The sequence below is a fragment of the Flavobacterium sp. genome (assembly GCF_025352015.1).
GTDB lineage: Bacteria > Bacteroidota > Bacteroidia > Flavobacteriales > Flavobacteriaceae > Flavobacterium.
Window position 1 is genome coordinate 14,089 of the sequence record NZ_JANXUG010000031.1, and the last position, 24,626, is coordinate 38,714.

Here is a 24,626-nt window from a genome sequence, read left to right on the forward strand (position 1 = left end):
TTTCAAAAAAATTAAACACATAGTTTCATAGAAAAAAAGAGTTGGATAGACCAATTCTTGGTTTATCATAGCTATGTTTTACTTTGTTTAAGTATAATGTCTTTACACAATTAATAAAAACTATGTTTCTATGTGTTTAAAAATTGATAAAATGAATTGCATCCAACGGGTTATTTAATAAAAATATTTATATCCAATTTATTACCTTAATTATGAAAAACTGGATTGTTTACTCTTTAATCTCGATGTTTTTTGCAGGATTAACTTCGGTCATAGCCAAGATGGGTCTGCGCAATGTAAGTTCAGATACAGGATTGGCAGTGCGAACAGTAGTGGTTTTCCTGATAGTTTGGCTTAATGTATTTGTATTTCAATCGGTTAAAGATTTTAGAAACCTCACCAAAATGGATGTTGTTTTTCTAGCTATTTCGGGGGTTACCACGTCACTTTCTTGGATATTTTATTATAAAGCCATCAAAATAGGGAATGTTTCACAAGTAGCGTTGATAGACAAAGGAAGTATAATCATCACCTTGCTATTATCTTTTATAGTACTGAACGAACAATTTAATTGGAAAATAGCACTTGGCGGAGGATTTATCATTGTTGGGCTTTTAATTTTAACTTTGAAATAAAAATTAAGTTCAAGTGCGTACTTTAGCATTTTAAAACTTTCAACTTTAATAAAAATGAAAATCATCGCCGTCATACCCGCTCGTTACGCTGCCACCCGTTTTAATGGTAAACTAATGCAAGATTTGGGTGGTAAAACCGTTATTCAACGTACCTATGAAGCGGCAAAAAACACCCATTTGTTTGACGATGTTTTTGTGGTAACCGATTCCATTTTGATTTACGACGAAATAATTAATAATGGGGGAAAAGCTATTATGAGCGTAAAGAAACACGAAAGTGGTAGCGATAGAATTGCAGAAGCCATAGAAAATCTTGATGTAGCTATTGTAGTGAATGTACAAGGCGACGAGCCTTTTATCAATAAGGAACCCTTGTCAAAACTGTTGCATATTTTTAGAAATGATTTTGATAATAAAGTAGATTTGGCTTCGCTAATGTTTGAAATAACTGCTAAAACCGATATCGAAAATCCGAATAACGTAAAAGTGGTAACAGACCAAAACGGATTTGCTTTATACTTTTCGCGTTCCGTCATTCCGTATGCAAGAGCGAGTAATGTTGGCGTTCGCTACATGAAGCATATCGGTATTTATGCTTTTCGCAAAGAAGCTTTGTTAGACTTTTATCGTTTGCCAATGAAATCGTTAGAAGCTTCGGAAAAACTGGAACAACTACGGTATTTGGAATTTGGCAAAAGAATAAAAATGATCGAAACTACTCAAGGAAGTATCGGCATAGATACCCCAGAAGATTTGGAGAAAGCTAGAAAACTAGTGTAGTTTTTTTATGGTAAACAATTCGTTATGCACCTCTACTTTGGGATACATTCGCAAAGAATAATCCCCTCCAAATTTAGATTTGTATAGCAGATTTCGTTCTACTTGTTTTAAATTAATTACCATAGTATTGAACAAAATAAATCCGTTTAAATTTAGTAAAGCATTGATTCTGTTGATATAAAAATCTTCAAACAAAAAGTTCGGCATAGTAGTATCTTGAAAAATATCAATAATTATTAAATCATACGTTTCATTGGTTTTTAATACAAATTCAAAAGCATCGTCAATTACAATTTGCAGATTCGAAATCGCATCAAGTTTGAAATACTGATTGGCAATAGCAATAACTGTTTCGTCAATTTCGACACCTGTAATTTTTCCTTTAAATTTCACCTCATCTACCAAGGTTTTAATCACGCTTCCGCCAGCAACGCCAAGAATTAATATACTTTCAAAATTTTGGATGCGTTCAAAACCAATGAATTTTAAACCTTTTCTCAAAATGCGCTGCAAACTTCCATAAGAATAGTTGGTATTTTTACTATCTAAAACCAATTCGCCATTGTTCCAAGTAATCTCTAGAGATTTACTCACCGAAGAGTTTTTTTTGTAAATGGTAATCGGAATAAAATAGCTCAACAGTTTTTTTAGCATCAACAAATATTTTTCTAAAAAACAGTATAGAAACACTAAATTTACGCAAAATCTGTAGAATGAAACAACGACTTTACAAATTTATTTTCTATCAATTACTGGGATGGAACTTGATTGGAACTCTTGATAAAAAAGTCAAAAAATGCGTTGTTATTGTGATTCCCCATTCTTCCTATATAGATTTTTTTATTGCCTTGTTGGTTAGAGGAATTATGAATGTTGAAATTAATTTTGTGGGCAAAAAAGAACTGTTTGTTTTTCCGTTTGGTTATTATTTCAAAAGTGTTGGCGGCATACCATTAGACCGAAGCGGCGGTAAAAATAATGTAGATGCCACTGCCGAAGTATTTAACAACCATGAAACCTTTCGACTGGCATTATCGCCTGAAGGCACCCGGAAAAAAGTAACCGAATTAAGAACGGGATTTTATTACATTGCTTTAAAAGCCAATGTACCAATTATCCCTGTAGCGTTTGATTATGGTAAAAAGGAAGTTATATTGGGCAATCCAATTGCTATTACAGGTAATTATGAGGAAGATATAAAACAGATTTTGGCACATTTTAAAAACGTCACCGGAAAAATCCCAGAAAGAAGTTTTCAAGTATAAAACCAGGCTAATGAATTATTTACAATTACATTTAGAATTTAAGGAAGCTTCTATTTTTGGACGTTACATTACATTGGAAAACGTTGAACCATTATTATTATTAAAATATAATCACGAAATTATAGGTCAGTCTGTTTTGGGAAAACCTATATATAAAGTACAAATCGGAACAGGTAAAATCAAAATTTTAATCTGGTCACAAATGCACGGCAACGAAAGCACAACAACCAAAGCATTATTTGATTTTTTGAACTTGTTGTATTCTGATTCTGAATTGAGTAAAAAACTAGTACAAGAATTTACTTTTTGCATTATACCAATGCTCAATCCTGATGGCGCCAAATTTTACACTCGGGAAAACGCTAACGGAATAGACCTTAATCGTGATGCACAAAACTTGTCGCAACCAGAAAGTGTTGTTTTAAGAAAAACATTTGATACATTCCAACCAAATTATTGTTACAATCTGCACGATCAAAGAACGATTTATGGTGTTGGACAAACTGCTAATCCTGCCACAGTTTCTTTTCTCGCTCCAGCTTTCAATGAAAACCGTGAGGTAAATGAAGCACGGTTAAAAGCCATGAATATTATTGTGGCAATGAATACTACATTACAACAATTTATCCCCAATCAGGTCGGACGATTTGATGATTCTTTCAATATCAATTGTGTTGGTGATACTTTTCAATACTTAAATGTACCAACTATCCTTTTTGAAGCAGGGCATTATGCTGATGATTACGAAAGAGAAATAACACGAAAATATATTTTTATAGCATTACTCTCGGGAATGCAATTTTTTACCGAAAACGATATAGTTCTCAATAAAAATGAAGATTACTTAAAAATTCCGCAAAATAAAATCATTTTTTATGACTTTGTTTATAATAATGTCAAAATAAATTATGATAATAAAGAAAAAATTATCAATTTTGCCGCTCAATACAAAGAAGTTTTAAAAAATGATAAAATACTGTTTGAAGCGAAAATTGTTCAAATAAATAATTTAGAAAATTATTTTGGACATGTACAGTTTGCTGCTAAAGGAGCAACTTACTTTGATGCCAAAAATAATATTCCGATTATCGAATCAAATGCAGATTTTTGTTTAGATAAAACTATTAAATTTGTTAACGGGTTAAAAATTTAATAGTTTTTTAATTTTTTTATTGAAAAAAATATAATTTTGCATTTTTAAATTTGACAAATAAAATAAAACCAAAAAGATGAGTAAGTTTAAATTAGACGAAGTAGATCACCAAATATTAGATATGCTGATTGACAATACAAGAATTCCTTTCACAGATATTGCCAAAAAATTGCTAATCTCCGCTGGAACTGTACATGTTCGAGTAAAAAAAATGGAAGATCAAGGAATCATAATGGGTTCTTCATTGTCATTGGATTATGAAAAATTGGGTTATTCATTTATCGCCTATGTTGGAGTATTTTTGAACAACACTTCACAAACAAAATTTGTTTTAGAAAGGATTAACGAAATTCCATACGTAACAGTAGCGCATGTAACTACAGGTAAATTTAATATTTTTTGTAAAATCAGAGCCAAAGATACAAAGCATGCCAAAGACGTTATCTTTATGATTGATGATATTGAAGGCGTTTACAGAACTGAAACTATGATTTCACTTGAGGAAAGCATCAACGATAAAAAACGTTTAATGCACACTATTTTCCAAGAACTAGACTAGTTGAAACCAAAAATATATTTAAGACCTCAAGAGAAAACTTGAGGTTTTTTTGTACATTTAAAATTCAATTTTCAGATCATGTACACCTTACCCAAAATTGAACGTTTTAACCAAAACGTTTTATCAAAATACCATATTTATAATAGTGTTTTTATAACACTTCCGTTCGATGCTATTGACAACACGGGTGTTTTATTGCCATTGTTTAGTGAGGTTTGCGATGCTGGTTTTAAAAAAAATTGGTCTCCCAAACAAATCGTTGATTTTTTTATTAAAAAATATCTTGACAATATTACTGAACAAAATAAAATAGATTTACTATTTCGTTTTATTCAATATATAGAACGGCAAATTGTGCTTTTTGATGCTATCGAAGATGCCGCTTTCCCTACTGTAAATAATTTAGAAGGAAGAGGCTCTTTGCGAGATGTAAAAGAAAAATCAGATGCTAAAGACAAACATGAAGAACTGATAGAATTTTTCGAAAATTTTAATGTAAGAACAGTACTTACCGCTCATCCTACACAGTTTTATCCAGGTTCAGTTTTAGGAATAATTACTGATTTGACCGAAGCAATTCGCCAAAATAATTTGATAAAAATCAAACAATTATTAGCCCAATTGGGCAAAACACCTTTCATTAAAAAAGAAAAACCAACACCGTTTGACGAAGCGGTAAGTCTAATTTGGTATCTCGAAAATGTATTTTACCAAACCATAGGCGAGATGATGCAGTATTTGCAGAAAAACTTTTTTGAGGGTTATAACATTCAAAACCCAATAATTAGTTTAGGATTTTGGCCTGGTGGCGATAAAGACGGCAACCCTTTTGTAACAACAGAAATTACACAAAAAGTGGCTGACCGACTCCGAATCTCTGTTTTGAAATGCTATTATTTTGACATCAGAAACCTCAAAAGAAAATTGACTTTTAACGAAGTGGACACCATAATTGCAGGCATAGAATACAAATTATACAGATCTGTTTTTTATTCGCAAGGCGAATTGCTTATTTCGCAACAAGAGTTAGTAAATGACCTAAATATCGTCAAACAAATTATTATCAATAAACACCAATCACTTTATTTAGATGAAATTAATTTGCTTTTGCAGAAAATAAATCAGTTTGGTTTTCATTTTGCCTCGTTAGATATTCGTCAAAATAGCAAAATTCACAATCAGGTCATAGATGATATTGTAACTTTTCTTAAAAGTGAAAAGTCAGTTTGTTTCCCAAAAGATTATGACTCACTTTCAGAGATTAACAAAATGAACGTAATTTCTAATCTACATTTTACTATAATTCCCGACACATTCAAGAACGAAATCTCGCGTGCTACATTGGAAACAATTGCGTTGATGAGAAACATTCAAATTAAGAACGGCGAAAAAAGTTGCAATAGATACATCATTAGTAACAATGAAAGCGCATTAAATGTGATTGAAGTTTTTGCTATGTTTCACCTAGTAGGTTGGGAAAATCCAACGGTTGATATTGTTCCCCTTTTCGAAACTATAGATGATTTGCAAAATGCACACCATATTATGGAACAATTATATCAAAATGCTACTTATAGAAATCATTTGCAACATCGCAAGGAAAAGCAAACGGTCATGCTTGGTTTTTCTGACGGAACCAAAGATGGCGGTTATATAATGGCAAACTGGAGTATTTTTAAAGCCAAAGAAATGATTACCAAAGTCTCGCGGCAATATGGAATAAAGGTAATTTTCTTTGATGGTCGTGGCGGTCCACCTGCTCGTGGCGGAGGAAAAACCCACAAGTTCTATGCTTCTTTGGGTTCAACAATTGAAAATCAAGAAATACAAGTCACGGTTCAAGGACAAACTATAAGTTCCAATTTTGGGACTATAGATTCTTGTAGGTATAATTTAGAAAATTTGTTGAGTGCCGGAGTAGCCAATCAAATTTTTAATAAAGCAAAAAATAATTTATCCGAAGACGAAAAGACAATTATAGACAAGTTAGCGCAGTTGGGATATGAAAAATACTTAAGCTTTAAAAGCCATCCCAAATTTATTCCTTATTTGGAACAAATTAGTACCCTTAAATATTATTCGAAAACCAATATTGGCAGTCGTCCTTCAAAAAGAAACAACGACGAAAAATTAAACTTATCCGACTTGCGTGCCATTCCGTTTGTGAGTGCGTGGAGTCAGTTAAAACAAAATGTACCAGGTTTTTTTGGCGTAGGAACAGCATTAAAACATTTTGAAGATACCCATAAATGGGAAGAAGTACAAGCACTTTATGAAAATTCGTTGTTCTTTAGAACACTGTTGGAAAACAGTATGATGTCAGTAGCAAAATGCTTTTTCCCACTAACTGCTTATATGAAAGAGGATGAAGAGTTTGGCGACTTTTGGCAAATTATTTACGACGAATTTTTGGATACCAAACGTTTATTACTAAAAATCGCGGGACACAAAGAACTCATGGAAAATTACCCAGATGGAAAAGCCTCTATAGCGATGCGAGAACAAATTGTGATACCTTTACTGGCAATTCAGCAATATGCTTCTTCACAGATTAATTTTATGAAAAAAAGTACTATTTTCGATGAAAAGTTGATTAGTGTTTACGAAAAATTAGTAATACGTTCGCTGTTTGGTAATACCAATGCTAGTCGGAATTCAGCATGAAGCAATTTTGGTTTTCGACAGTTTCTTTTTCCCAAAAACTACTTTTAATGTAAGGAACTATCTTATAAGTGTTTCAGAAATCTAATTGAGGTTTTAAAGAATTTAAAAAGAATTTTAATTCAAAAAAAATACATCTTTGTAAAAAAAATGACTAATCTATGAGACCATCACAATTACAACAAGAGGAATACGATACCTATTTTGGTAACTATATCAGCCAAGTTTCAAACGAATATACTCTTGTTGAAGAACTCGAAATTTCAGTTCATCGTTTAGTGAAATTTGTTCAAAATATTCCTTTGGATAAATTTGATTACCGTTATGATGAAGGGAAATGGACTATAAAGGATATTATACAACACCTCATTGATGCCGAGCGAATATTTGCATATAGAGCTTTGCGATTTGCCCGAAATGACAAAACTGCTTTGTCAAGCTTTGACGAAAACGATTATGTAGTCCATGCCAATGCTAACAAAAGAAGTATTCAAGATTTACTGACGGAGTTATTAATAGTTAGACAATCCTCAATAGCACTATTCAAATCCTTCAATGAAGTAGAATCACTCCGCATTGGCATTGCTTCAGACAATCCTATTTCGGTTAGAGCACTTGGTTTTGTGATTATTGGTCACCAAAATCATCATCAACGAGTTTTTGAGGAAAGATATTTGTAAAAGTAAGAATTACAAGTTACAATCGTAATTACAGTAAGTATGTTTAAAACATTTTTTTAAAAAAAAATCCCAAATTTCGTAAGGAAATTGGGACTCATTTATAATTCAAAATTTATAATTATTTAATCATCTTCATCGTCGTCGTGGTCACCATTATCTAAAACCTTAAAGTCATCGTCGTCGTCGTCGTCGTCGTCATCGTCAGAACCACCTTTATCTTTTAATAAATCTTCCTCTTCTTCCTCTTCGTTTTCATCAGATTGTCCATCGTCATCATCATCTAATCCTTTGATTGGAATTATGGGTTCAACCACCGAGTCAATATCTTCTTCTTCGTCGTATTTTTCCATACGACTGGCAAGTTTGGTACTCACTTTTACTAAATATATTGTTTCCTCTGTTTTTACTTCAACGGCTTCTATCAATTCGTTTTGAGCATTTCTAAAACGAATGATGTCAGTGTCGTCATAACCCTCGGGGAATTTCTCTACTAATAAATTTAGTATGTCACCGGTTAGTTTAGCATAATCTACAATAACTCTTCTCATAAAAAAATCTGTTATAAATCTAGTAAATAAGCAAAAATTAAAGGAGCAACAATGGTTGCATCCGATTCGATAATAAACTTGGGCGTATGAATATCAAGTTTTCCCCAGGTAATTTTCTCATTGGGTACAGCGCCTGAATACGAACCATAACTTGTTGTTGAATCTGAAATTTGACAAAAATAACTCCAAAACGGAACATCGTGCATCTCCATATCTTGGTATAACATCGGAACAACACAAATAGGGAAATCACCAGCAATACCTCCACCTATTTGGAAGAAACCAACTCCTTTTCCAGAACTGTTTTTAGGATACCAATCGGCTAACCACATCATGTATTCGATACCACTTTTCATCGTAGTTGGCTTGAAGGTTCCTTTGATGCAGTAGGATGCAAAAATATTGCCCATGGTGCTGTCTTCCCAGCCTGGTACTACAATTGGTAAATTTTTCTCAGCTGCAGCAACCATCCATGAATCTTTGGGGTCAATTTCGTAATATTGTTTTAATACTCCTGAATTTACCATTTGGTACATAAATTCATGAGGAAAATAACGTTGTCCAGTAGAGTCTGCCTTATACCAAATATCGTATAAATGTGATTGCAATCTTCGGAAAGCCTCTTCTTCTGGGATACAGGTATCGGTAACACGGTTATAGTGGTTTTCTAATAAATCCCACTCTTCTTGCGGTGATAAATCGCGGTAATTGGGAACTCTTTTATAGGAATTATGAGCAACCAAATTCATAATGTCTTCTTCCAGATTAGCTCCTGTACAAGAAATAATATGAACCTTATCTTGACGAATCATTTCTGCAAGTGATTTTCCCATTTCGGCAGTGCTCATCGCTCCTGCCAAAGTAATCATCATTTTTCCATTCTCAAGCAAATGTTGTTCATATCCTTTTGCAGCATCTACAAGGGCTGCCGCATTGAAATGAAGGTAATTTTTTTCTATAAACTGACTGATAGGTCCTTTGCTCATTATCTTTTTAGGTTGCTTACATCTGCGTTTCAAAGAAAATCTTTTTTTCTAAAACCGCAAACTATTTTTTAATCATTTTTTTACTTATTGTTTTACTTGCCTGAAAATTATTTTTTTGTGTATCCCAATATTTTCAGTACCTCGTCTGAACTTTGCTGCTCTGAAAATATTTCTGTTGCAAGTATACCGTTTTCATCACGGTCAATTAAAATATGTCGAGGTTGTGGAATCAAGCAGTGGTGTAATCCGCCAAATCCACCTATAGTTTCTTGATAGGCACCAGTATTGAAAAAACCAATATATAAGGGTTTTTCTTTGCTGTATTTAGGCAAATAAATAGCATTCATATTTTGCTCTGAATTGTAATAATCATCACTATCACAAGTCAAACCACCTAGTAAAACCCTTTCATAAGTATCATTCCAACGGTTGATAGCCAACATAACAAATCGTTTATTTATTGCCCAGGTATCGGGTAAAGTAGTGATAAATGAACTATCAATCATGTTCCATTTTTCTCTATCGTTTTGTTGTTTTTGATACAATACTTGATAGATTGCTCCGCCACTTTCTCCTACTGTAAACGAACCAAACTCGGTAAAAATATTTGGAACGTCAACTTCTGCTTCATCGCAAGCAATTTTAATTTGATTTATAATTTCATCAATCATGTATTGGTAATCATATTCAAATGCCAACGAGTTTTTGATAGGAAAACCACCGCCAACATTTAGACTATCAAGGGTTGGACATTCTTTCTTTAAAGCAACATAAACTTTAATACATTTGACCAATTCGTTCCAGTAATAAGCAGTATCCATAATACCAGTATTGATAAAAAAGTGAAGCATTTTTAGTTCAACTTGTTTATTTTCTTGTATTTGTTTTCTGTAAAAAGGAAGTATATTTTTATATCCAATCCCTAGTCTTGAGGTGTAGAATTCAAACTTTGGTTCTTCTTCTGCGGCAATTCTAATTCCAATTTTGAATTTGCCATTTATGGCGTCTTGTAATAAATCTAGCTCTTCAAAGTTATCAATTATGGGAATGGTTTTATTGTGTCCGCCGTTTATCAAGCGCGCTATGTTTTCAATATATTGTTCTCGTTTGAAACCATTACAGATTATATAGGTGTTTTTGTTAATTTTTCCTTGAGACATTAAATTCTCAACAATATTAATATCATAAGCCGATGAGGTTTCGATATTAATATTATTCTTAAAAGCTTCATCCATTATAAAACTAAAATGGGAGCTTTTAGTACAATAACAATAATAATATTTTGCTTCATACTTATTTTTTTCCATAGCCTTTCTAAACCAAGCTTTAGCTTTATTGATGTTGTTGGAAATTTGTGGCAAATAAGTAAACTTTAATGGCGTGCCATATTGTTCTACCAATTTCATCAAATCGATGTTATGAAATTGAAGATTGTCTTTGTTGAGTGTAAATTCTTCTTGAGGGAAGTAAAATGTTTGATTAATTAAATCGAAATATCTTGTATTCATTGCTTACGTAAAATTGAAGATTAAGTTATTGTAAAAACAAATTAATCTTACATTCAAACTCGAATATTTGCATAAACAATGGGAAGTTTTTCTTGGAACAAAAAAATAATTTGTGTACACAAAGCATTAAAATCATTTTTTTGTATCAAAAAATGAGGTAGAAAGGTTAAGAAATTAATAGTGGTTTCTTGACGGTAATTACTGTAATTTATAGCGGTTACACTTTTTTTCATTAGGGCAAATGTAAAAAATAATATTTTCGAAACGCAACTATTAGTGTGAAAAAAAAATTAAGATTTGTAATCGTCAAAAGATTTTATAATTAACTCATTTTCAACTTCTTGATTAATTTTGATACTGCCAATTCCACGTAACAAGGCAAACTGTACTTTTCCATATTCATTTTTTTTGTCATGAATGAGTAAATTCATTATAGGTTGTAAATCATTTTCTTCAAAATGTACTGGTACAAAAATAGTTTTAATAGTGTTTTTAATTGCTAGATATTCAATTTCAGAAAGTAGTTCTTTTTTCCATGAAATAAAACTTTCTAAAATCATTCCTACCGCAATAGCTTCGCCATGTAGCAACTTTTTTTTGTTTTCATTTTCAAGGAAAAAACTTTCTATAGCGTGTCCTAAAGTATGACCAAAATTCAACGCTTTTCGAATGCCATTTTCTGTTGGGTCTTGCGTTACAATTTCATTTTTTATTTCGATAGATCGATGAATTTTCGTATCAAAGTCTGCAAAATCAATATGTTTGAGATTAAGAAATTGTTTCCAATACAAAGCATCAGCAATCAATCCGTGTTTCAACATTTCTGCAAATCCGGAACGCATTTCGTTTTGAGGTAAAGTCGATAAATAGTTAGAATCTATCAAAACCATTTTGGGAATATTGATTACACCTATTTGGTTTTTGAGGTTGCCTAAATCTACGCCATTCTTGCCACCAATAGAGGCATCAACCATGGCCAAAAGTGTTGTTGGTATATGAATAAAATCAATTCCGCGTTTGAAAGTAGAAGCTACAAATCCACCTATATCAGTTATAACTCCTCCACCAAGATTAATAAGTAGACTTTTTCTATCAGCACCAAGTTCTGTTAAAACAGTCCAAATTTCTAAACAGGTGTTGATGTTTTTTTTTCGCTCACCAGCTTCAATTTTTATAATTTCGATGGTTTTATAAGTTGCCAAATACCGTAAAAATAGTGGCAAACAATAATCGTTAGAATGGGTATCTACTAAAATAAAAATATTGTAATACTTATTTTCTTCAATAAAACTGTTAAGAAATTTATATCCTTCGTCGCCGAAAAGAATTTGGTAGCCATTTGCAGCTATTGCTTTAATCATTGTATAAATATATTGAACAAAATAAGGGATTTTTTTTCAAATATTAATATAAGTTTTATTAATGGGTTTTAGCCTTTTAATTAAAAATTTATAATATCTTTGTTTACTTTTTTTAACAAAACTATGAACAAAATGCCCGTAAAGACAAATTTATTTTTAGAAGAAATAGCGGTTGATAGAATTATTGAAATGGCTTGGGAAGATCGAACACCGTTTGATGCTATTAAATTACAATTTGGTCTCGCTGAAGCCGATGTGAAAGTGTTGATGAAAAAAGAACTTAAATTTAGTAGTTACAAACTTTGGCGAGAACGCGTAGAAAATTGTAAAACAAAGCATGCGGCAAAACGAGTAGAAGGAATTGATAGATTTAAATGCAACATGCAACGCGCTATTTCAAACAACAAAATTTCAAAAAGATAATCGAATCAATAATAAAAATGGAAAAAGAAAGACCCGATAATATTGTTTATTCTGACCAAAAAGGATATAACGCAAGTCTTCTGCCTTATTCTTCAAGTATTGGCGCTCCAGTAATCACAGTTGTTGATGTCGTTTCCTGGAAAAGTAGAGGGATTAGCAATGTAAATAAAGAGCTGGCAAATAAGTTTAATGAACTTAAAATTCAGTACGAAAATTTGATGAAAGAATACGAATGGAATGAACTGGTGTATAGTTCCAAATTTTCATTTGAGCCTGTTATTGGTGAAATTTACCATCTGTATGTGGGCGATGATGGTCTCAATTTCCTTTCATTAATTGGTCCGCACGAATGGAATAAGCAGCACATTGGCACTTTCAAATTAAACAGCGATAAAAAATGGATTGTAATTGAGTAAAAACCAAAGAATATTTCATTTATAATCTTCGTTAAAGCTTTAAATTCAATACTATAAACTCAAAAGTAGATGCAAAGTACAATTTCTTTTCAAGATATTATGGCAATGGATAAACAAGAAAGAGTTCATTTTGCCAACAGTTTAGGAGGTTTTAAAAGCGTTTGTTTGATTGGCACTCAAAACAAAGAAAGTCAAACCAATTTAGCGATTATAGATTCATTAGTTCACATAGGAAGTAATCCGCCTTTGTTTGCCATGATTTTTCGTCCGGGAGTTGTAGCAAGACATACTTTGGAAAATATTTTGGAAACTAAATGCTACACAATAAATCATATTAATGAATTTATTTATAAACAAGCGCATCAAACTTCTGCTCGCTATGACAGAACTATTTCAGAATTTGAAATAACCGGATTGACAGCAGAATATAAAAACGAATATTTTGCCCCATTTGTAAAGCAAAGCCAACTGCAAGTGGCAATGGAGTTTAAAGAAAAAATAGATTTAAAAATTAATAATACGGTAATGATTATTGGCGAGGTGAAAGAAGTATATCTTCCAACGGACTGTCTTCAAAAAGACGGTTTTATCGATTTGGAAAAATCCCTAACCATTACTTGTTCGGGTTTAGATAGTTATCATAAAACTGTTCGATTGGATAGATTGAGTTATGCAAAACCTGATAAAGTATTAACCTCAATTAACACCAATTGAGTAAAAAAACCATCAATATTGTTTGGTTCAAGCGTGATTTACGTTTTACAGATCATGAACCACTTTTTTTGGCACAACAAGAAGAAATTCCTATAATTTTACTCTATTTTTTCGAACCTTCTGTAATGAGTTATGATGATTCTGATGTTCGTCATTGGAGATTTATTTACGAATCATTGCAAGATATGCAATCAAAATTGAATGCGGTTGATTCAAAAATTTACTTTTTTCACAACGAAGTGAAACCGGTTTTTGAGGAAATACTACAAGTTTATAACGTAAAATCTATCTTTTCGCATCAAGAAATTGGGAACAAAATCACTTTTGATCGTGACATTGCAATACAGTTATTTTTTGATGAAAACAATATTCATTGGCAACAATCTCAAATGCATGGTGTAATAAGAAAACTAAAATCGAGAAAGGATTGGGATAAACGTTGGGAAAACGTGATGCGTAATGAACCCAAAATTATTGATTTGAATAGGTTTCAGTTTGAGAAATTAGATGCAAATTTTTATCAAAAATTCAAAGGAAAAGTACTTTCAAAAGAAGTCACGTCAAGCAATAAAAATTTTCAAAAAGGTGGAGAAAGTCTTGCTTGGCGCTATCTTGATAGTTTTGTAAAAGAACGTTACGTAAACTACAGCAAACACATTTCAAAACCCAGTTTGAGTCGCACAGGTTGTAGCCGATTATCACCTTATTTGACGTACGGAAATATCAGTATGCGAATGATTTATCAATATACAAATCAGCATTATGAGACGTGCAAAAATAAAAGAGCCATTCTAAATTTTGTTTCAAGACTGCATTGGCATTGCCATTTTATCCAAAAGTTTGAAGACGAATGCCGTATGGAATTTGAAAATATAAACCGAGCGTACGATACTTTGGTAAAACCTAAAAACGAAGCGCATATCAAAGCATGGCAGCAAGGTAAAACCGGAATTCCAATTGTAGATGCCTGCATGAAATGCGTCGTTGCCACAGGTTATCTCAATTTCAGAATGCGCGCGATGGTAGTTTCGTTTTTTACTTTCAATTTGTGGCAAGATTGGCGCGAGTTGCACTTTTTAGCGCGTCAGTTTTTAGATTACGAACCCGGAATTCATTATCCACAATTGCAAATGCAATCAGGAACGACTGGAATCAATACAATTCGAATTTACAATCCAATAAAAAACTCCGAAGAGCACGATTTTGAAGGTATTTTTATTAAGAAATGGATTCCAGAACTACAAGAAATTCCTGTTGATTTGATTCATGAACCTTGGAAATTAAATCCGATAGAGCAACAATTTTACAATTGTGAGCTGGGAAAAGATTACCCGTATCCGATAGTAGATCTTGAAGAAACTCGTAAAATAGCCAGCGATATTGTTTGGAGTTTTAGAAAAAAAGACGAGGTAAAAGTAGAAGGAAAGAGAATTTTGAAAAAGCATGTCAGTAATCCTAATCGTATGGTGAAATCAAAAAAGAAAATCTAAAATGACGGTATTTTTAAAAGCAAACTGGGAAAATATCATAATGGCGAATTACGAAATTGAATCCGAAATTCTGATTCCATTTTTGCCCAAAGGCGTAGCACTTGATTTATATAACGGAAAAGCCTACATAAGTTTGGTGGGTTTCATGTTTAAGAATACCAAATTATTCAATATTCCAATTCCATTGTTGGGTACATTTGAAGAAATCAATTTGCGATTTTATGTAACTAGAAAAGAGGGAAATCAAACCAAGCGTGGCGTAGTTTTTATAAACGAAACAATTCCTTACAAACTTGTCGCTTGGATGGCAAACAAGTTGTACAAAGAGCATTATACCGTTGTGCCAACAAAGAACGATATTCGAAGTAATGCTACAAATCAGGAGATAGAATTTGGATGGCTTTTGAATAAAAAATGGAATAGCATATTTGTGGAAGCCGAAATAAAATCAGAAAAAATGAAGGTAAATAGTTTGGAACAATTCATTTATGAGCATTATTATGGTTACACGAAAATTGATGAGCAAACAACCGAGGAATACCAACTGCAACATCCAAGTTGGAAAGTACACGAGGTAGTAAATTATAAAATTGATTGTGATTTTAAAGCCATGTACGGTGAACCATTTTGGGTTTTAAATCATACAAAACCAACAGCAGTTTTTATCGCCGAGGGGTCGAAAGTTGCCGTAAACTGGAAACGAACAAAACTGAATTTTAGTAGTGAAAGGAGTTAAAAAACAAAATCTGCCCAGCAAAGTTTGCATTGTTTGTAACCGACCTTTTTCTTGGCGAAAAAAATGGGAGAAAGTTTGGGAGGAAGTGAAATATTGTAGTGATAAATGTAGAAATAATAAGTAATGTTAATTCCTGTAAGGTTTCAAAAATCTTGTAGGTGTAATTATAAAACCTACAAAGTCAAAAAAAAATCTTGTAGGATAAATCAAGTAAAAATGTCAAAAACTTTAAAATTAATTCTCGGTGATCAATTAAATAGCAATCATTCGTGGTTCAAAACTACAGATGATTTCGTTACTTATATATTAATGGAAATTCGTTCCGAAACCGATTATGCAACACATCATATTCAAAAAGTAGTTGGTTTTTTTGCAGCTATGCAAGCTTTTTCTAACGAATTGCGAGCAAAAAATCATCAAGTAATGTACATTCATTTGAATGATACTAGCAACTTGCAATCCTTTGAAAAAAACATTCAAAATTTAATTTCAAAACACAATTTTACTCATTTTGAATACCAATTTCCAGATGAATACCGTGTAGATTTAAACTTAAAAAAACTTTGTGAATCATTAACAATTACAAGTTCTGTTGTTGATTCTGAACATTTTTTTACAACTCGAAAGGAGCTAGGAGATTTTTTTGAAGGCAAGAAAATTTACTTGATGGAAAGTTTTTATCGTGCCATGCGAAAAAAACACAATGTGATGATGCATGACGACAAACCACTCACCGGTCAGTGGAATTATGATGGTGATAACAGAAAAAAATTACCAAAAGACCACAAACCAACGCCACCATTTGTGTTCAATAATGATGTTTCTGATATCTATAACGAAATAGCAAAAACCAACGTTAAAACTATTGGAACTATCGATACTACAAACTTTGTTTGGCCCATAAATAGAGTGCAATCATTACAATTATTAGATTTTTTTGCCAAAGAATGTTTGCAGCTTTTTGGAAGTTATCAAGATGCGATGACTCCAAATGAATGGTCGTTGTATCATTCGAGAATTTCGTTTTCTATGAATGTAAAAATGATTTCTCCGAAAGAAGTCATCGACCGATGTATCGAAGAATGGTGCAAGCGTCCAAACGAAATAGAATTCAATCAGTTAGAGGGTTTTGTTCGTCAAATAATTGGTTGGCGCGAGTACATGCGTGGCATTTATTGGAACAAAATGCCCGAATTTGCCACTATGAATTTCTTTAACAATCAAGAAAAATTACCCGACTGGTTTTGGACAGGAAAAACAAAAATGAACTGCATGAAAGATGCCATAAATCAATCGCTAGAATATGCCTATGCGCATCACATTCAGCGATTGATGATTACAGGAAACTTTGCGCTTTTGGCAGGAATTCATCCCGATGAAATTGATGCATGGTATCTCGGGATTTATATTGATGCAATAGAATGGGTAGAAATTACCAACACGCGCGGTATGAGTCAGTTTGCTGATGGCGGCATTGTGGGCACAAAACCTTATGTAAGTTCGGCTTCCTACATTGATAAAATGAGTAATTATTGTGGAACTTGTTTTTATAAAAAAGCACTTAAGACAGGCGAAAAATCATGCCCTTTCAACAGTCTTTATTGGAATTTTTATGACAGAAATGAAGACAAATTAGCGAAAAATCCAAGAATTGGAATGATGTATAACGTTTGGAGAAAAATGAAACCCGACGACAAAACAGCTATGCTGCAACAAGCTGAATATTATTTGAAAAATATAAATGAATTATAAATCCTGCAAGGTCTTTTTTGACCATGCAGGTATTCTAAATAAATATCAAACATACAAGGTTTTTGAAACCTTGTATGAAAAAAAACTTAAAAAATTATGAAAAAGTCTATTGTTTGGTTTAAAACCGATTTACGATTAGAAGATAATGAAACGTTAGTTAAAGCTATTGCTCAAAGCGACCAGGTAATACCAGTTTATTGTTTTGACGATTCTCATTATGAAAGCACCGAATTTGGATTTAAAAAAACAGGGAGTTTTAGAGCCCAATTTTTGTTAGAATCCTTAAAAAATCTTGATAAGAACTTAAGGGATTTAGGTTCTGGACTGATCATTTTGAGAGACAAACCCGAAATCGCAATCCCCAAAATAGTTTCAGAATATAATGTATCCAAAGTTTTTGCGAAACGCGAAGTTGCTTACGAAGAAAAGCAAGCGGAACAATTAGTCCAAACAGCGCTTTTTAAATTGCGATGTGAATTTGAAACCTTCAGTTCCAGCACATTATATCATGCTCAAGATTTACCTTTTTCCATAAAAGATATTCCAGATGTATTTACCAATTTCAGAAAAAAAACAGAAAAAGATGCCGTTGTTAGGTCTGTTTTTGATAAACCCGCAACCATAAATTCGCCCGATATTCCGCAAACTATACTTCCGTCGTTGGAAGATTTAGATCTTGAATTTATTGAAATAGATTCACGAGCAGCGATGCAATTCAAAGGTGGTGAAACAGAAGCGCTCAACCGATTAAATTATTATTTCTTTGAAACCAAGAATATTTCAATTTATAAAGAAACTCGAAACGGATTGATAGGTGCCAATTATTCTTCTAAATTTTCGGCTTGGTTAGCATTAGGTTGTATTTCTCCGAGATATATTTACTTTGAATTAAAAAAATATGAGATGCAATTCGGTGCTAACGAATCAACTTATTGGTTGGTTTTTGAATTGCTTTGGAGAGATTTCTTTCGGTTTATGTTTAAGAAACATCAGTCAAAAATGTTTTTACCTGCTGGTATTACATCTGAAAAGCAAATTCCAAAATCGGTCAGTGAAAAACTACTTCACCACTGGATAAACGGAACTACAAAATCAGATTTTGTAAATGCCAATATGATTGAATTGCAACGTACTGGATTTATGAGTAATCGCGGCAGACAGAACGTAGCGAGTTATTTTTGTAATGATTTAAAACTAGATTGGCGGTATGGTGCGTCCTATTTTGAGCAGCAACTCATTGATTACGATGAATGCAGTAATTGGGGAAATTGGGCATATATTGCTGGTGTTGGAAATGATCCTAGGGAAAATCGGTATTTTAATACTGAAAAGCAAGCACAAGATTATGATAAAAACAAAAATTATAGAAATTTATGGTTGGCAGATTAATCAGTAAAACAAGCAAATGAAAATTTTAGTAACAGGTGCCAACGGTTACGTGGGAAGACGTTTATTACCCGAGTTATTAGAACAAGGTCATGAAGTTACATGCGCTGTTCGAGACAAATTTAGGTTAGGTTTAGATAAACAAACTCTTTCGTTAGTAACCATCTGGGAAGTCGATTTTTTAGACGAAGTAAATCTTGATAATTGTCCAGAACACATAGACATTGCTTATTTTTTGATACATTCTATGTCGAGTTCTGTTGAAACATTTGACACAATGGAATCCATAATAGCAAAAAATTTCAATACGTATTCAGAGTACATGAATGTCAAACAAGTTATCTATTTAAGTGGTATTGTGAATGACCCAAATTTATCCAAACACATGCTATCTAGAAATAGTGTCGAAAAAATATTATATAAAGGAGCTCCCAGATTAACGGTTTTAAGAGCAGGAATTATAGTAGGTTCTGGCAGTTCATCTTTTGAAATCATTCGTGATTTATGCGAAAAATTACCTGTTATGATTACCCCCAAATGGGTTTTGACTAAAACACAGCCCATTGCCATCAGAGATGTGATTCAATATTTGACCGGTGTGCAAAACAGAGCAGATTGTTATGATCAATCTTTTGATATTGGTGGACCAAATATAATTACCTACAAACAAATGATGCAATTGTATGCCAAAACACGACGCATCAAACTACTCATAATCACGGTTCCGGTGATGACCCCAAAATTATCTTCCTATTGGTTGTATTTTGTTACGTCCACTTCTTATAAATTGGCGGTAAACCTTGTAGACAGTATGAAAGTAGAAGTGGTTTGCAAAGACAACCGACTTCAAAATAAACTTGCGATAAAACCAATTTCTTATGTAGATGCCATTAAATTAGCATTTGAAAAGATTGAGCAAAATTTAGTGATTTCAAGTTGGAAAGATAGTTTGGTGAGTAGTCGCTTTAAAAAAAGTCTATCGAATTATATTCAAGTTCCAAATTTTGGATGCCTTAAGGATTACAAATCCATGAAAATTAATAGTGTAGATCAAGTTTTACAAAATATTTGGTCAATTGGTGGTAATAAAGGATGGTATTATGCCGATAGTTTATGGCAATTAAGAGGTTTTGTAGATAAAATTTTTGGTGGAGTTGGCCTGCGTAGAGGAAGAACAAACCCAACGCACCTAGATAATGGTGATTCGCTTGATTTTTGGCGCGTTTTATTGGCAGACAAAGAAAACAAACGCTTATTGCTTTTTGCTGAAATGCGATTGCCTGGTGAGGCTTGGCTTGAATTTAGGATAGACGAAAATAATGTTTTGCATCAAATTGCTACATTCAGACCCATAGGCATTTTTGGCAGACTATATTGGTATTCAATGCTACCATTTCATTTTTTTATTTTCAACGGAATGATAAAAAAAATTGCAACTTCAAACTAGTTTTTAAAAACAATAATTGCTAAAAGTCTTTTATATTTGTTCCGATAAATCGAATTATGGAAACAATTTTCAACAATACACAAGTTGCTTTTGCCCTCAAAACGGATACCGAATTAGAAAGAGCTTATTTTTTATTTAAAATGATTGATAATGAGCCGTTAGTACGCATTGGAACTGCGGTTACTAACTTCGCTTTGAAAGCACATTTACCGGTAGAGGGATTAATTAGAGCTACTGTTTTTGACCACTTTTGTGGTGGTGTTAATGAAGAAGATTGTCTTTCGGTGGTCGATAAAATGTTTACCAAAGATGTTTCATCGGTTTTAGATTATTCCGTAGAAGGTAAAGAAGAAGAAGAGCAATTTGATGCGGCTTTAGAAATGACCTTAAAAACAGTTGAATTCGCCGAGGAGAAAAAAGCCATTCCGTTTGCCGTATTTAAACCTACAGGTTTAGGTCGTTTTGATTTGTATACAAAAATTGGAGAAAAGAAACCGTTAACCATAGAGGAACAAAAAGAGTGGAATAGAGTGGTGGCTCGTTTTGATTTGATTTGTAAAACAGCTCACGCAAAAAATGTAGCACTTCTGATAGACGGTGAAGAAAGTTGGATGCAAGATGCAGCTGATGATTTGGTTACCGAAATGATGAGAAAGTACAATAAAGAAAAAGCTATTGTTTTCAACACCTTACAATTATATCGCTGGGACAGATTTGATTATTTAAAAAAATTGCAAGATCAAGCTAAAACCGAAGGATTTTTTATAGGAATGAAACTCGTTCGAGGTGCTTACATGGAAAAAGAAATCAAACGTGCTCAAGAAAATGGCTATCCAACACCTATTTGTGAAAGTAAAGAAGCAACCGATGCAAATTATGACAAGATAATGATTTACATGATGGATCATTTAGATACAATGTCAATTTTTGTCGGCACTCACAACGAATTAAGTTCCTATAAAGCGATAGAATTGATTAAAACTAAAGGTCTATCTAAAAATGATAACCGAATATGGTTTGGACAATTATATGGAATGAGTGATAATATCAGTTTTAACTTGGCAGAAAACGGTTACAACGTTGCAAAATATTTGCCTTTTGGTCCTGTTCGAGATGTTATGCCGTATTTAATAAGAAGAGCTGAAGAAAACACTTCAGTAGCTGGTCAAACTAGTAGAGAACTAAACTTATTGAAAGCAGAGCGAGTTAGAAGAAAAAGTCGAAAACTATAATTAACCTTAATTTAAAAGGCAGTTTTTTATTAAGCTATTAAAAATCAATATATTTGTTACCTATTTTTTGTCAACAATTCTAAAATAAAATAACCTACCAATTAAGTGAAAGCATAATGAAGAAAAATATTTTCTTATATAAAATACTGTTGGTTTTACTCGTATTTTTTCCCATCCATGGAATGGCACAAAATCTTCTTGTTAATGGAGGATTTGAAAGTGGAGGATCAGGAACTGGCTTTACAACAGCCTATAATTTGCCTGCGGCAGCTGGAAATAGTGCGCCGAGAAATTATAATATAATTACTGATCCATTCACGATGAATACGGCAAATTACGCGCACTGTGGAGATTATCCTAGTGGTACCGGAAAAATGATGGTCGTTGACGGATCGGGTAGTCCAAATGATAAGGTTTGGGAATTACTAAATGGTTCAAGTATTGGCGTTGTAAGCGGACGGACTTATGAATTTACGTATTACGTTCGCTCAATCTCGTCAACAAATAATAGTAGCAACTCTGCCATATTAGACGTTAATACAAACGGAACGACAACTATTCCAACACTAATGTCTGGTCCGTCAATATGTCCCGTTGGCTTTCCATCTGTTTGGACTAAAGTAGTTTATAGATGGACAGCAACAACAAATAATGCTCAAATTTGGATTACAGACAGCCAGTTTTTTGGTGGCGGCGCAGGAAATGATTTTGCTCTAGATAATTTATCTTTGATAGATGTTGCACTGTTATGTCAGGTGCCAAATGTGAGTGTAACTCAACAACCAACGTGTCCGTTACCAACAGGAACAATCGTTTTTACAAGTCCCGTAAATAATCCGGTAGAACCTATTCCAACGAACTTATTTATTTCTGAAGTAACCGATGCTAATTCGGGTTCGTTGACATATGTTGAACTATATAATGGCACAGGTGCTGCAATAAATTTAACAAATTACAAATTAAAATTTTACACTTGGGGATCTCCACCAGTAACTGCAAATTTATCTTGTGATCTCCCATTAAATGGAATCATTGCAAATAATTCTACCAATGTTATAAAGGTGAGTAATAACGCCAATATTGCGGGTATAATTCCAGATCAAACTTTCACCTCGTGTGGCGGAGTAAATAATAACGATAATATAAGATTAACTACAGCATCTGATGTTGAAATCGATTTATGGGGACCTACAGATGGTTCTACATTCACTCCGAGTGGTCAAAATGGCTACACATACCGAAGATTGAACACAGTAATAAAACCTAGTTTAATTTGGAATCCAGCAGATTGGACGGCGATAGATCCCGAAGATTATTCGGATATTGGTAGTTATCAGATGTCTGTATATCAGTACAGTGTAAATGGAATAAATTATCAAGCAAGTCCAACTTTTACTGGATTAGTACCTAATATTTACAATGTTACTATAAGAAATTTAATTTCAGGTTGTTACTCAACACCCATTCCGTTGACGGTAAATCCAATAATACCAGTGGCACCACCATCAGTTGTAATTCCTATAACTTATTGTCAAAATGCCGTAGCTGTGCCGCTTGTCGCAACTTCAAGTGCTGGCGGAACTTTAAATTGGTACGGAACAAATGCAACAGGAGGCGTTGCTTCGACAACAGCACCAACACCTATAACAACAGGAGCTGTAGGTTCTTCAACACACTACTATGTAAGTCAAACAATTGGAGGATGCGAAAGTACAAGAGCAGATATTATTGTTCTTATCAGTAATACACCCCCAACGACAACTCCCAATTTAATTTGTGATTTTGCCAATACAACTGCTACTTCTGTGGCTTTTGATTTTAATAACGCGGGTCAAACAAGTTTTACTTACAGTTATACAGTTGATGGAGGTCCAGTTGTAACAGGAAATTTAATCGCACCATCTCATTTTGATGTGGCAGGAGTAACACAAGGACAAGCGGTAACTTTTACACTTACCTGGAATGGCATTTGCACGCCTAGCCAAACAATCACATGTTTTGCAAAATGTACCACAACACCAGTATTAACTATTACCAATCCGCCAGCAGCTTGTTCTCCAACTGCGGTTAATATAACTTTACCAGCTGTTACGGCGGGAAGTACGGGAGGCGGAACTTTGAGTTATTGGACTAATGCAGCCGCAACAACGGCACTTGCAAATCCGACAGCAGTTGGAACAAGCGGCACTTATTACATAAAGAGTTCTTTAGGTTCTTGTTCAGATATAAAGCCAGTGGTGGTAACTATCACAACTACGCCAGTTTTAAGCATTACAAATCCACCAGCAGTTTGTTCGCCTAGTACTGTAAATATTACTTTATCATTCGTTACAGCAGGAAGTACGGGAGGGGGAACTTTGAGTTACTGGACTAATGCTGCCGCTACAACTACACTTGCAAATCCCACAGCAGTTGCAACAAGTGGAACTTATTATATTAAGAGTACCGTTGGAACTTGTTTTGATATTAAACCTGTTACAGTGAGTGTTAATGCTAATTTTGCGGTAAATAACCCAATACCCTTACAAATTTGTGACCCCAATAATGATGGATTTGAAACTTTTGATTTAACACAAGTCATTAATTCGGTGACAGGTGGTAATCTGTATACGCTCACTTTTCATGAAACCTTTGTAGATGCTGATACTAATGGAACTCGCATTCTTAACAATACAAATTATACTAATATCATCCCTTATTTGCAACCAATTTTTATTAGAGTATCTTCTAGTACTTCATCATGTTATCAAATAGTCACCCTCCAGCTCATAGTAAACCCCACACCTGTTGCGACAGCACCAAGTGATTATTCTTTATGTGATTACACAGGATCACAAGGTTACGAGACTTTTAATTTGACGACAAAAATCCCGGAGATACTGGGCAATATTGAC

23 protein-coding genes are annotated in these 24,626 nt (G+C 33.3%); 18 read left to right on the plus strand and 5 right to left on the minus strand.

Features of this window, described 5'->3' with window-relative positions:
* Positions 1-212: 212 nt before the first annotated feature.
* The gene (locus Q0Q96_RS03295; protein ID WP_293871692.1) at positions 213-635 is read left to right on the plus strand and encodes an EamA family transporter; all 423 of its coding nucleotides are present in this window, start codon (positions 213-215) and stop codon (positions 633-635) included.
* 54 nt (positions 636-689) lie between these two features.
* Positions 690-1,415 (plus strand): 3-deoxy-manno-octulosonate cytidylyltransferase, encoded by a 726-nt coding sequence (gene kdsB, locus Q0Q96_RS03300; RefSeq protein ID WP_293871693.1) that lies wholly within the window; start codon positions 690-692, stop codon positions 1,413-1,415.
* On the opposite strand, the gene Q0Q96_RS03305 is transcribed toward kdsB, so the two are convergent.
* Positions 1,407-2,069: a fused MFS/spermidine synthase gene (locus Q0Q96_RS03305; protein ID WP_293871696.1), complete on the minus strand. Its 663-nt coding sequence runs from the start codon at positions 2,067-2,069 to the stop codon at positions 1,407-1,409. The two genes, kdsB and Q0Q96_RS03305, sit on opposite strands and share 9 nt — an antisense overlap.
* Positions 2,070-2,128: 59 nt before the next feature.
* Between Q0Q96_RS03305 and Q0Q96_RS03310 the strand changes: the two genes are divergently transcribed.
* The 5 genes from Q0Q96_RS03310 (at position 2,129) to Q0Q96_RS03330 (ending at position 7,733) form a co-directional block, all read left to right on the plus strand.
* On the plus strand, positions 2,129-2,680 hold the full coding sequence (locus tag Q0Q96_RS03310) for a 1-acyl-sn-glycerol-3-phosphate acyltransferase (protein WP_293871699.1): 552 nt from the start codon (positions 2,129-2,131) through the stop codon (positions 2,678-2,680).
* Between the two features lie 10 nt (positions 2,681-2,690).
* Positions 2,691-3,833, plus strand: a complete 1,143-nt coding sequence (locus Q0Q96_RS03315; RefSeq protein WP_293871702.1) for a M14 metallopeptidase family protein — start codon at positions 2,691-2,693, stop codon at positions 3,831-3,833.
* 76 nt (positions 3,834-3,909) lie between these two features.
* Positions 3,910-4,392 (plus strand): winged helix-turn-helix transcriptional regulator, encoded by a 483-nt coding sequence (locus Q0Q96_RS03320; RefSeq protein WP_264521043.1) that lies wholly within the window; start codon positions 3,910-3,912, stop codon positions 4,390-4,392.
* Between the two features lie 78 nt (positions 4,393-4,470).
* Positions 4,471-7,056, plus strand: a complete 2,586-nt coding sequence (locus Q0Q96_RS03325) for a phosphoenolpyruvate carboxylase (RefSeq protein ID WP_293871708.1) — start codon at positions 4,471-4,473, stop codon at positions 7,054-7,056.
* A gap of 158 nt (positions 7,057-7,214) precedes the next feature.
* The gene (locus Q0Q96_RS03330; protein ID WP_293871710.1) at positions 7,215-7,733 is read left to right on the plus strand and encodes a DinB family protein; all 519 of its coding nucleotides are present in this window, start codon (positions 7,215-7,217) and stop codon (positions 7,731-7,733) included.
* Between the two features lie 122 nt (positions 7,734-7,855).
* Here Q0Q96_RS03330 and Q0Q96_RS03335 read toward each other — a convergent pair whose 3' ends face one another.
* From Q0Q96_RS03335 to aroB, 4 genes are all read right to left on the minus strand, one after another.
* The gene (locus tag Q0Q96_RS03335) at positions 7,856-8,281 is read right to left on the minus strand and encodes a DNA primase (RefSeq protein WP_293871713.1); all 426 of its coding nucleotides are present in this window, start codon (positions 8,279-8,281) and stop codon (positions 7,856-7,858) included.
* A gap of 11 nt (positions 8,282-8,292) precedes the next feature.
* Positions 8,293-9,267, minus strand: a complete 975-nt coding sequence (locus Q0Q96_RS03340) for a deoxyhypusine synthase family protein (RefSeq protein WP_293871716.1) — start codon at positions 9,265-9,267, stop codon at positions 8,293-8,295.
* Positions 9,268-9,374: 107 nt separating this feature from the next.
* Positions 9,375-10,775, minus strand: a complete 1,401-nt coding sequence (locus Q0Q96_RS03345) for an arginine decarboxylase (protein ID WP_293871719.1) — start codon at positions 10,773-10,775, stop codon at positions 9,375-9,377.
* Positions 10,776-11,065: 290 nt separating this feature from the next.
* On the minus strand, positions 11,066-12,133 hold the full coding sequence (gene aroB / locus Q0Q96_RS03350; protein ID WP_293871754.1) for a 3-dehydroquinate synthase: 1,068 nt from the start codon (positions 12,131-12,133) through the stop codon (positions 11,066-11,068).
* Positions 12,134-12,268: 135 nt separating this feature from the next.
* On the opposite strand from aroB, the gene Q0Q96_RS03355 reads away from it, so the two are divergent.
* The 11 genes from Q0Q96_RS03355 to Q0Q96_RS03405 all read left to right on the plus strand — a co-directional run.
* Complete coding sequence (locus Q0Q96_RS03355) at positions 12,269-12,559, plus strand: TIGR03643 family protein (protein ID WP_293871722.1); 291 nt, start codon at positions 12,269-12,271, stop codon at positions 12,557-12,559.
* Between the two features lie 17 nt (positions 12,560-12,576).
* Entirely contained in the window at positions 12,577-12,975 is a 399-nt protein-coding gene (locus Q0Q96_RS03360; RefSeq protein ID WP_293871725.1) for a DUF2452 domain-containing protein, read from the plus strand.
* Between the two features lie 69 nt (positions 12,976-13,044).
* Positions 13,045-13,689 carry a flavin reductase gene (locus Q0Q96_RS03365; protein ID WP_293871728.1) on the plus strand — a complete coding sequence of 215 codons (645 nt, stop codon included), beginning with the start codon at positions 13,045-13,047 and terminating at the stop codon, positions 13,687-13,689.
* Positions 13,686-15,179, plus strand: a complete 1,494-nt coding sequence (locus Q0Q96_RS03370) for a deoxyribodipyrimidine photo-lyase (protein WP_293871731.1) — start codon at positions 13,686-13,688, stop codon at positions 15,177-15,179. Before Q0Q96_RS03365 ends, Q0Q96_RS03370 begins: the two co-directional genes overlap by 4 nt.
* Position 15,180: 1 nt before the next feature.
* Positions 15,181-15,915, plus strand: a complete 735-nt coding sequence (locus tag Q0Q96_RS03375; RefSeq protein WP_293871734.1) for a DUF2071 domain-containing protein — start codon at positions 15,181-15,183, stop codon at positions 15,913-15,915.
* The gene (locus Q0Q96_RS03380) at positions 15,902-16,039 is read left to right on the plus strand and encodes a DUF2256 domain-containing protein (RefSeq protein WP_293871737.1); all 138 of its coding nucleotides are present in this window, start codon (positions 15,902-15,904) and stop codon (positions 16,037-16,039) included. Before Q0Q96_RS03375 ends, Q0Q96_RS03380 begins: the two co-directional genes overlap by 14 nt.
* A gap of 92 nt (positions 16,040-16,131) precedes the next feature.
* Positions 16,132-17,667, plus strand: a complete 1,536-nt coding sequence (locus Q0Q96_RS03385) for a cryptochrome/photolyase family protein (protein ID WP_293871740.1) — start codon at positions 16,132-16,134, stop codon at positions 17,665-17,667.
* 96 nt (positions 17,668-17,763) lie between these two features.
* Positions 17,764-19,056, plus strand: a complete 1,293-nt coding sequence (locus Q0Q96_RS03390; RefSeq protein WP_293871743.1) for a DASH family cryptochrome — start codon at positions 17,764-17,766, stop codon at positions 19,054-19,056.
* A gap of 16 nt (positions 19,057-19,072) precedes the next feature.
* Positions 19,073-20,500, plus strand: a complete 1,428-nt coding sequence (locus Q0Q96_RS03395; protein WP_293871746.1) for an SDR family oxidoreductase — start codon at positions 19,073-19,075, stop codon at positions 20,498-20,500.
* Positions 20,501-20,556: 56 nt separating this feature from the next.
* Complete coding sequence (locus tag Q0Q96_RS03400) at positions 20,557-21,732, plus strand: proline dehydrogenase family protein (RefSeq protein ID WP_293871749.1); 1,176 nt, start codon at positions 20,557-20,559, stop codon at positions 21,730-21,732.
* Between the two features lie 116 nt (positions 21,733-21,848).
* A partial coding sequence (locus Q0Q96_RS03405; RefSeq protein WP_293871751.1) for a lamin tail domain-containing protein occupies positions 21,849-24,626 on the plus strand: 2,778 nt, incomplete at its 3' end.

Bases quoted from the DNA above. Each gene is read 5' to 3' on its own strand.
- Q0Q96_RS03340 (WP_293871716.1), bottom strand. From the start codon at position 9,267: ATGAGCAAAGGACCTATCAGTCAGTTTATAGAAAAAAATTACCTTCAT.
- Q0Q96_RS03395 (WP_293871746.1), top strand. From the start codon at position 19,073: ATGAAAATTTTAGTAACAGGTGCCAACGGTTACGTGGGAAGACGTTTA.
- Q0Q96_RS03375 (WP_293871734.1), top strand. From the start codon at position 15,181: ATGACGGTATTTTTAAAAGCAAACTGGGAAAATATCATAATGGCGAAT.
- kdsB (WP_293871693.1), top strand. From the start codon at position 690: ATGAAAATCATCGCCGTCATACCCGCTCGTTACGCTGCCACCCGTTTT.
- Q0Q96_RS03345 (WP_293871719.1), bottom strand. From the start codon at position 10,775: ATGAATACAAGATATTTCGATTTAATTAATCAAACATTTTACTTCCCT.
- Q0Q96_RS03360 (WP_293871725.1), top strand. From the start codon at position 12,577: ATGGAAAAAGAAAGACCCGATAATATTGTTTATTCTGACCAAAAAGGA.
- Q0Q96_RS03320 (WP_264521043.1), top strand. From the start codon at position 3,910: ATGAGTAAGTTTAAATTAGACGAAGTAGATCACCAAATATTAGATATG.
- Q0Q96_RS03335 (WP_293871713.1), bottom strand. From the start codon at position 8,281: ATGAGAAGAGTTATTGTAGATTATGCTAAACTAACCGGTGACATACTA.
- Q0Q96_RS03390 (WP_293871743.1), top strand. From the start codon at position 17,764: ATGAAAAAGTCTATTGTTTGGTTTAAAACCGATTTACGATTAGAAGAT.
- Q0Q96_RS03365 (WP_293871728.1), top strand. From the start codon at position 13,045: ATGCAAAGTACAATTTCTTTTCAAGATATTATGGCAATGGATAAACAA.
- Q0Q96_RS03400 (WP_293871749.1), top strand. From the start codon at position 20,557: ATGGAAACAATTTTCAACAATACACAAGTTGCTTTTGCCCTCAAAACG.
- Q0Q96_RS03315 (WP_293871702.1), top strand. From the start codon at position 2,691: ATGAATTATTTACAATTACATTTAGAATTTAAGGAAGCTTCTATTTTT.
- Q0Q96_RS03295 (WP_293871692.1), top strand. From the start codon at position 213: ATGAAAAACTGGATTGTTTACTCTTTAATCTCGATGTTTTTTGCAGGA.
- Q0Q96_RS03310 (WP_293871699.1), top strand. From the start codon at position 2,129: ATGAAACAACGACTTTACAAATTTATTTTCTATCAATTACTGGGATGG.
- Q0Q96_RS03355 (WP_293871722.1), top strand. From the start codon at position 12,269: ATGCCCGTAAAGACAAATTTATTTTTAGAAGAAATAGCGGTTGATAGA.
- Q0Q96_RS03385 (WP_293871740.1), top strand. From the start codon at position 16,132: ATGTCAAAAACTTTAAAATTAATTCTCGGTGATCAATTAAATAGCAAT.
- Q0Q96_RS03325 (WP_293871708.1), top strand. From the start codon at position 4,471: ATGTACACCTTACCCAAAATTGAACGTTTTAACCAAAACGTTTTATCA.
- Q0Q96_RS03330 (WP_293871710.1), top strand. From the start codon at position 7,215: ATGAGACCATCACAATTACAACAAGAGGAATACGATACCTATTTTGGT.
- Q0Q96_RS03305 (WP_293871696.1), bottom strand. From the start codon at position 2,069: ATGCTAAAAAAACTGTTGAGCTATTTTATTCCGATTACCATTTACAAA.